The sequence below is a fragment of the Kitasatospora sp. NPDC047058 genome (genome assembly GCF_040643935.1).
GTDB lineage: Bacteria > Actinomycetota > Actinomycetes > Streptomycetales > Streptomycetaceae > Kitasatospora.
Genome location: NZ_JBEYVJ010000297.1, coordinates 1 through 9,061 on the forward strand (window position 1 = coordinate 1; position 9,061 = coordinate 9,061).

General features: G+C 73.7%; 5 protein-coding genes. All 5 read left to right on the forward strand.

The annotated features are described in order from the left end of the window. A partial coding sequence (locus ABZ885_RS30420) for an SDR family NAD(P)-dependent oxidoreductase (protein WP_360195552.1) occupies positions 1-3,057 on the forward strand: 3,057 nt, incomplete at its 5' end. 69 nt (positions 3,058-3,126) lie between these two features. Continuing rightward, positions 3,127-3,342 carry an MbtH family NRPS accessory protein gene (locus tag ABZ885_RS30425; protein WP_360195554.1) on the forward strand — a complete coding sequence of 72 codons (216 nt, stop codon included), beginning with the start codon at positions 3,127-3,129 and terminating at the stop codon, positions 3,340-3,342. Beyond that, positions 3,339-4,070, forward strand: a complete 732-nt coding sequence (locus tag ABZ885_RS30430; RefSeq protein ID WP_360195557.1) for an alpha/beta fold hydrolase — start codon at positions 3,339-3,341, stop codon at positions 4,068-4,070. Before ABZ885_RS30425 ends, ABZ885_RS30430 begins: the two co-directional genes overlap by 4 nt. 110 nt (positions 4,071-4,180) lie before the next feature. Continuing rightward, positions 4,181-7,699, forward strand: a complete 3,519-nt coding sequence (locus tag ABZ885_RS30435; protein WP_360195560.1) for an amino acid adenylation domain-containing protein — start codon at positions 4,181-4,183, stop codon at positions 7,697-7,699. Next, a partial coding sequence (locus tag ABZ885_RS30440) for a CocE/NonD family hydrolase (RefSeq protein WP_360195563.1) occupies positions 7,696-9,061 on the forward strand: 1,366 nt, incomplete at its 3' end. The genes ABZ885_RS30435 and ABZ885_RS30440, both read left to right, overlap by 4 nt.

Genomic DNA, 9,061 nt, shown 5'->3' on the forward strand with positions numbered 1-9,061 from the left:
GGCCTGGCCGCGGCCGGTGCGGCGGTCCGGACGGCGGCCGCCGATACACCGTGGCCGGCCTTCCCCGGCCCGCTGCCCGCCGAGATCGTCTACGTTGCCGCGGACGGCGCGGCGGCCGAACCCGGGCTCCGCGGCCAGGACCGGCTCCTCACGGACGGCGTGATGGGCCTGCTGGAGCTCGCCCGGGCCCTCGGTGGCGGGGACGGCACGGCCCGGCGGCTCACCGTCGTGGCCCCCCACGTCCACCACGTCACGGGCCGCGAACCGCGGCTCACCCCCGCGCACTCAGCCCTGTTCGGTCTCGCCAAGGTGATCGGCCAGGAACACGTCGAGATCGGCTGCCGGTGCGTCGACGTCGACGAGGAGACGGCCCCCGAGCACCTCGCCGCCGAGATCCTCGCGGCGGACCCCTTCGGCCAGGTGGCGCTGCGCGGTGCGGACCGGTACGTCGCCGAACTGGTGCCCGTGGACCTCACCGCCGCCGATGCGGAGCGGGAACCGGCCGGCGACGAGGTGCACCTGATCACCGGCGGCCTCGGCGGCCTCGGCCTGCAGGTGGCCCGCGACCTCAGCGTCCGCCGCCCCGGCGCGCGGATCGCCCTGCTCGGTCGCCGCGCGGTGCCGCCGCGCGAGACCTGGGACGCCGTCCTGGCCGAGGGCGGCGAGTGGGCCGAACGGATCGCGCTGCTGCGGGAGATGGAGGAGCGGGGCACGCAGGTGCTCTGCATCCGGGGCGACGCTGCGGACGTCGATGCCATGCGGCGCGCCGCCGACACCGTACGGGCCGCCTTCGGACGCATCACCTGCGTCGTCCACGCCGCGGGCACCGCCGGGGACGGCTTCCTGCTGCGCAAGCCGGCCGCGGTGTTCCGCGCGACCCTCTCCCCCAAGGTGGACGGGGCCGCGGCGCTGGACGCGGCCACGCGCGCGGACCGGCCGACCATGGTCCTGTTCAGCTCCACCACCGCGCTGTTCGGCTCGGCCGGCCAGAGCGACTACACGGCGGCCAACCTGTACCTCGACGGTTTCGCCGCCTGGCGGGCGAAGGCCGGACTGCCGACCGTCACCGTGAACTGGACCGACTGGATCGGCACCGGCATGGCCGCGGACCACGGGGTCCAGCGGGACCAGGGCTTCTTCCGATCGGTCGAGATCGAGGACGGCCTCACCGGCCACCACGCGGCCCTCCGCTCCGGACGGACCCAGGTCATCGTCGGCGAGATCAACTACGACATGCTGGCCGGGCTGGACACCGAGGTGCTGCGGGCCCGGATGGCGAGCGCACCGATCAGGCTCGGCGAGGCGACCCGGAAGACCGTCGCCGACCGCGCCTCGACGGCCGCCCGCGCGGCCGCGCACCCGACGGCGGCCACCGTGCGGCTGACCGGACGGCCCGAGGGCGACTACAGCGAACTGGAGCGCACGCTCGGGCAGCTGTGGGGCGCCGAGTTCGGCCTGGCCGAGGTCGACGTCTTCGCCGGTCTCTTCGACCTCGGCGGGGACTCGCTGCTGGCGCTGCGTCTGACCAACAGCGTGCAGAAGGCCCTCGGCGTAAGGCTCACCATCGCCGACCTCTTCGTCCACCTGACGGTGGCCGACCTCGCCGCGCACCTGGCCGGCGCCGACGGCGACCAGGACGCCACCGGTCGGCCGGCGAAGGCCGCCGCGGTCGGGGGAGCGGAGGCGACCGCGGGATCCGGCGAGCCGGAGTGGTTCGAACTGTGGAACGCCCAGCAGGGCATGTGGCTGCAGCACCGGCTCGGCGAGGGCCGGGCCGAGCTCAACCTGCCCGTGTGGCACCACGTCCGCGAGCCGGTCGACGCCGCGGCGTTCCGGCGGGCCGTGGCCTTCCTGGTCGGCCGGCACGAGGCGCTGCGGCTGGTCCTGGCGGACCGTGCGGAGGGGCCGCGCCAGCGCGTCCTGCCGGTCCACGATCTCGACGTCCCGCTGATCGACCTGAGCGCCGACCCCGACCCCGAGGGGACCGCGGAGCGGCTGATCCGGGCGGAGAATGCGCTGCCCTTCGACGACCTCGGCACCCCGCCGGTGCGGGTGAGGCTCTACCGGCTGGCGGACGACCACCACGCCGCCCACCTGACCGTGCACCACATCGTCGCGGACGGCACCAGCATGGGGATCCTGCTGCGCGAACTCCTGGCCGCCTACCGGGCCTGCGCGGCCGGACGGACCCCGGAGCTCGAACCGCTGCCGATGGGGTACCGGGAGTTCGTCCGGGACCGGCAGCGCTGGCTGGCCGGCGCCGAGAGCGAGCGCATGGCGTCGTACTGGCTCGGCGAACTCGCCGCGCCGCTGCCGAGGCTTCGGGTGGGCGACTACGACGCGCCGGCCGGGGCGGTCGCCAACCGGACGCTGGACTTCGAGGTGGAGGCGGAGACCGTCGGCCTGCTCGGACCGCTGGCCCGGCGGCTCGACGCGACCCTGCACGTCGTCCTGCTCAGCGCCTACCTGGTGGCGCTGCACGACATCGGCTCCGACGAGGACATCGTTCTGTGCGTGCCCTTCTCAGGTCGGGACGCCAAGGAGACGGAGGGGATGGTCGGCACGTTCGTGAACCCGCTGTCCGTCCGGGTCCGGCTGTCCGGCGAGGATTGCTTCGAGGACGTGGTGCGGCGGGCGCAGCACAAGAGCGTCGGCTCCTACGCGAACAGCCGGTACCCCTTCGCGCGGCTCCTGGAGCGCCTGGACCCCGGTGACGGCCGGCGCGGGGAGAATCCGGTGTTCTCCGCGGGCTTCCAGTTCACCGACTTCCTGCCGCCCGCCAACCAGACCTCCCAGCTCGACTTCTGCCTGTTCGGCAAGCCCAGCGGGGAGACGGTCAGCCTGCGGCTCAACTACAACTCGCGTCGGCTGGCGGGCAGCGAGGTCGCGGACATCCGGGCCACCTTCCTGGCCGTGCTGCGCCGGGTCGCCGACGACCCGGCGGTGCGGCTGGATGCCCTTGCCGAGCCCCTGCAGCAGGCCCGCCGTGCCGCCCGGACGGCCGCGGCGCCCGGCGGGCCGGGGAAGCTGCGCGCTGTGCGGCGCGCCCTCCGGTGAGGCGCCACGGGCGTGGGAGCGGACCAGTTCGACGGCCGGCGCGGCAGACCGGCCAGTGAGGAGGAGCAGATGGACCAGCAGGACGGTGCCGTGTTCACGGTGCTGGTGAACGACGAGGAGCAGTACTCCCTGTGGGACGCCGGCCGGCCGCTGCCGGCCGGCTGGCGGGAGACCGGCGCCCGGGGCACTCGGCAGGAGTGCCTCGCGTACGTCGACGCGACCTGGACCGACCTGCGTCCGCTGTCCCTGCGGCAGCGCCAGGCCGCCCGGCAGGCCGACCGGTGAGCCCGCCGCTCAGGCCCCTGGTCAGCCGGCCCGACGCGACGCTGCGGCTGCTCTGCCTGCCGTACGCGGGCGGTGGCATCTCGGTGTTCCGCGGGTGGGGGGAGCTGCTGCCGGCGGACATCGAGCCGTGGGCGGTCCAACTGCCCGGGCGCGAGGACCGGTTGGGCCATTCTCCGGTCGTCAGCATGAACGAGGTGCTGAACGAGCTGGTGCCGGCCGTCATGCCACGGCTGGACCGCCCGTTCGCGATCTTCGGGCACAGCATGGGCGCGCTGATCGGCCTGGAACTGGCCCGTACCCTGCAGCGGCTGGAACTCGGCTCTCCGGAACGGCTGTTCGTCTCCGGGAGGATCCCGCCGCAGGCGTCCGAGCTGCCGGACCCGCCGCTGCACGGGCGCGCCGACGAGGAACTGATCGAGGTCCTGCGGGCCTGGCAGGGCACCCCCGAGGAGGTGCTGGCCGACCGTGAGCTGATGCGGCTGATGCTGCCGGTGGTCCGCGCCGACCTGTCCGTCATCGAGACCCACGCGTTCACCGGCAGCCCGGTGCTGACCTGCCCGATCACCGCTTTCGGCGGCGAGCAGGACAGCGCGGCGCCCGCCGTCCTGGAACGCTGGCGCGAGCTGACCACCGGGGAGTTCGACCTCCGGATGTTCCCGGGCGGCCACTTCTTCGTGAACTCGGCCCGCCGGGAGGTCGTGGCCGAGGTCTCAGGGCGGCTCGCCTAACCGCTGCCGGGGTACGTCGGCTGACCGCACCGCCCGCAGACCTCCGCACCGCACTGGCGTACCGGTGCGTCCTTCCGTACCTTCCCGAACGATGGAGCTGGTGGAACGACATGACCCTGCAGACCGGAGCCGGACCGAACCACCGTGGGCTGCCGGACTCCGTGGCGGACGTCGTCTCGGCGACGTGGGCCGCGGTGTTGCGGACGGAGCGTCCCGGGCCCGACGCCAACTTCTTCGCCGCGGGCGGCAACTCCCTGCAGGGCGCACGGCTGGTCAGCGGGCTCCGCGACGCGCTCGGCATCCGCATCCCGCTCAACGTGATCTTCGAGAACCAGACGGTCGCCGCCCTGGCCGAGGCCGTCGAACAGCTGCGGGAGGAGCCGGCCGAGGCGGCCCGTACGATCGAGCCGCTCGCCCGGTCCGCCGGCGAGCCGCTCCAGGCCCCCACCTCCTTCGTGCAGCAGCGCATGTGGGTGGAGGAGCACATCCACGGGCCCAGCTCCCGCTACAGCATCCCGCACGCGGTCGAGCTGGGCGGACCGCTGGACGTGCCGGCCCTGGGCGCGGCGGTTCGTGCGCTGGTGGCGCGGCACGAGATCTTCCGGACGACGATCAGGGCCGTCGACGGCGTCCCACAGCAGACGGTGAGCCCGGACTCCCCGGTCGACCTGGAGCTGGTCGACCTCGGCTCCGAGCCGGCCGAGCGGCGCGAGCAGGTCCTGATGGACCGGATCGCCGAGTCCGCCCGGCGGCCGTTCGACATCGAGCGGGGCCCGCTGCTGCGGTTCGAGCTGTACCGGCTGGCCGAGGACTGGCACGTCCTGCTCGTCAACCTCCACCACGCCATCGTCGACATCCGTTCCTTCGAGCTGGTCGTGGCCGAGCTGATGAGCCGGTACCTGGGGTCCGCCGAGGAGGACCCGGCGAGCGCACCGGTCCAGTACGCGGACTACGCCGCCTGGCAGCGCGGCACCGTGGACGAGGCTGCGTTCGACAAGCAACTCGACTACTGGAAGGAGCAGTTGCGCGGCCCGCTGCCGGCCCTGGAGCTGCCCGCGGACCTGCCGCAGCGGGACACCGCGGCCAACCGCGGTGCCTCGGTGTCGGTCGAGCTGCCCCGGGCGCTGTCGCGCCGCCTGCGCGAGCTGTCCAAGAGGCACGACGCCACCCCGTTCATGACCCTGCTTGCCCTGGTCAACGTGCTGATGCACCGGTACAGCGGCCAGACGGACGTCGTGATCGGCACGCCGAGTGCCGGCCGCGACCTGCCCGAACTCGAGACCATGCTGGGCTGCTTCCTCAACACCCTGGCGGTGCGCAGCGACCTGTCCGGCGACCCGACCCTGGCCGAGCTGCTGGGCCGGGTGCGCGGGACGGCCCTCGCCGCGTACGCCCACCAGGACGTGCCGTTCGAACGCGTGCTGAACGCCGTTTCGGCGGACCGGACGTCGCGGCAGGGCCTGTTCCGGGTGATGCTGTCGTTCCACCAGGAGGTCCCGGCGCCCGAACTCCCGGGCCTCACCGTCGACGACGTCCCGGTCGCCCTGGAGGCCGTCAAGTTCGACCTGGTCTTCGCCGTGACCGAGACTGAGTTCACCTACCGGGTGGCCCTGGAGTACAACACCGACCTGTTCGTCGAGGACAAGGCGTGGCGGATCCTGGAGCACCTGGAGACGCTGGCCGCGGACGTGGTGGCCGCGCCGGACAAGCGGATCTCCGAGCTCACGATCCTTCCGGAGGATGAGCGGCGCCGGATCGAGGAGTGGTCGTGCTCGGCCCACGGGCCGTACGCCACCGACCTCTTCCTGCACCGCTTGTTCGCGGAGCAGGCGGCCCGCACCCCGGACTCGGACGCGGTGGAGAGCGGCGACCGGGTGCTCAGCTACCGCGAGCTCGACGCGTGCGCCGAACGGCTGGCGGCACGGCTCGCGGCCGACGGCGTCGGCCCGGACGACCTGGTCGGCCTGTGCGCGGAGCCGTCCCTGGAGCTGATGGTCGGGATCCTCGGCATCCTCAAGGCCGGCGCCGGGTACGTGCCGCTCGACCCGCTGGCACCGGCCGACCGGATGGCCTACGTGGTCGCGGACAGCGGGATGCGGGTGCTGGTCACCACGCCGGCGCTGCGCGACCAGCTGCCCGCGCAGGTGACCGGCCCGGTGGTCGTGCGCACGGCCGACGCCGCCACGGAGGGCGCGCCCGCCGAGCCCGCCGACTCCGGTGGAGCCGGCCGGCCGGGCGTCGAGATCGGCTCCGAACAGCTCGTCTACCTGATGTACACCTCGGGAACCACCGGCAACCCCAAGGGTGTCGGGCTGCCGCACCGTGCGGTGACCCCCTGGATCCAGTGGGCACAGGACGCCCGCCCGATGGCCCCGGGCACCCGGGTGCTGCACAACCTCTACTACCACTTCGACTGGTCGGTGGAGCAGATGTTCCATGCCCTGACCGCCGGAGGCTGCCTGGTCATGCTCCCGGCGGAGGTCCGTGCCGACCCGGCGGCCACCGCCCGCTTCATCGATGACCGCGCCGTCACCATGCTCTACCTGACGCCGACCCAGATGCGCGGCATCGCCGACGCCGGCATCGCGATGCCGACGCTGCGCCATGTCTCCATGGGCGGGGAGAACCTGGACGCCGAACTCGTCGCGCGCACCCGGGCGCTGGTGTCGCCGACCTGCGCGATCTGGAACGAGTACGGCCCGACCGAGACGGCCGGCGCCGCACTGGTCGGCCGGATGGGCGACGAGCCGCCCGGGCGGAGCTCCATGCCGCTCGGCGAGCCGATCGCCAACGCCACCTGCGCCGTCGTCGACCGGTGGGGCAACCCGCAGCCGATCGGCGTGCCCGGCGAGCTGTGGATCGGCGGCGACGGCGTCGCCCGCGGCTACCACAACCTGCCCGGGCTGACCGCCGAGCGGTTCGCCGCCGACCCGGCCCGGCCCGGCCACCGGCTCTACCGCACCGGCGACCTGGTGCGCAGGCTGCCCGACGGCGAGCTGGAGTTCCTCGGCCGGGTCGACGGTCAGGTGAAGATCCGCGGCGTCCGGGTCGAGCTGGAGGAGATCGAGTCCGTGCTGCGCGGCCACGCCGACGTGGCGAACGCCGTGCTCGTCCTGGACGGCGACCGGCTGATCGCCTACGTCGCCCCGGCCGGCGGCGGCAGCGTCGACGAGGCCGCGCTGCGGGCCCACGCCGCGACGAAGCTGCCCATCGTCATGCAGCCGGGCGTGTACGTGCAGCTGGCGTCGATCCCGTTCTCGCCCACCGGCAAGGTCGACCGGCGTCGGCTGCCGAAGCCGGAGGCGGCGCAGTCGCCCGAGGCGGCGCCCGCCGTCCCGCCGTCCACCGCGATGGAGCACACGGTGGCGCGGGCGTGGGCGGAGGTCCTGCGGCAGACCGGGGTGAGCGTCCACGCCAACTTCTTCGAGGTGGGCGGGGACTCGTTCTCCCTGATGTCCGTGGTCGGCGCGCTGCGAGCGGAACTGGGCATCGACATCCCGGTGCGCGCCGTTGTGGACAGCCCCACGATCGCCGGTCTCGCGTCCCACCTCGAAGCCCTGCGTTGGACCCTGCGCTCGCGCGAGAGCGCGCTCGACACCAGCGGTGACCGCGAAACGGGCGAGCTGTGACGGCCCCGGACGGAACCGCCGTACCCACCGGGCCGCGCGGTGCGGTTGACCTCCTGCTGGCGGCGCGGGAGGCGAACATCGCCCTGTGGGTGGAGGACGGCCGCCTGCGCTTCGACGGTCCCGCCGGTGCGATGACCCCCGGGCTGCGTGCCGAACTGGTCGAGCACAAGGCCGAGATCACGGCGTTCCTGGCGGAGGCCGACCTCGCCGAGCGATCGACCGTCCGGATCGTCATGCGCGACGGCATCCGGCTGGCGGCCGACGTGTTCCGGCCCCGGCGCCGCGGCGTTCCGGTCGCCGAGCCGATGCCGGTCCTGTGGTGCCACGAGCGCTACCGGCGCGCCGAGACGGTGGACGGCGGACTGCTGACGAAGGTGGACGCGCAGCCCTGGCTGAAGGAGATGCTGCGCGCCGGGTACGTCGTCGCGGTGGTGGACACCCGCGGCAGCGGCGCCTCCGAGGGCGTCCGGCGGATCGAGTTCAGCGCCGAGGAGGCTCAGGACGCCCACGAGGTCACCGAGTGGCTGGCGGCGCAGTCGTGGTCGAACGGGCGGATAGGGATGTTCGGCCTCTCCTACTCCGGCATCAACCAGCTGCTGGCGGCGGGCACCGCCCCGCCCCACCTCACGGCCGTCATGCCGCAGATGGCGATGTTCGACCTCTACGACTTCCTGCGGCCAGGCGGGGTCTTCCGGGACGACTTCGTGCGCAACTGGAGCGAGCTGGTGCGACGGCTGGACACCCAGCCGGGTGCCGCCCCGGCCGGCCCGGAGGCGGCGGACCGGGCGGACGCCCTGGCCGGCCATCGGCTGAACGCGCACGTCTTCGCCCAGGCGGCGGCCCTGGAGTACCGGGACAGCCGCGACGGGGCGACCGGGCTCACCCCCTACCGGGACGTCAACCCGGCCGCCGTCCGGGACGCGGTGAGCGCCTCCGGCATCCCGGTCTGCCACCTCGGCGGCTGGCACGACATCTGGGCGAAGGACACCACACTGTGGTTCCGCAACCTGACCAACCCCCAGCGGATGGTGATCGGCCCCTGGAGCCACAACAACTGGCGCAACGAGGACGTCGCCCGCGAGTACCTGCGGTGGTACGACCACTGGCTCAAGGGCGAGGACAACGGCGTCATGGCCGAGCCGGGGGTGCGCTACTACACGATGGGGACCGGTGGCGGGACCGGCTGGAAGGCGGCGGAGCAGTGGCCGCCCGCCGGCGTGCGCGAGGTCGAACTGCTCCTCGGCGCGGGCCGCACGGGCGGGGACGGTCGCCACCTGCAACTGGTTCTGCATCGCCCGGAGTTGGTCCTGCCGGAGGTTCTCCATGACCAGCCGCGCATCCTCCGGGTGGCGGGCCAGCTGG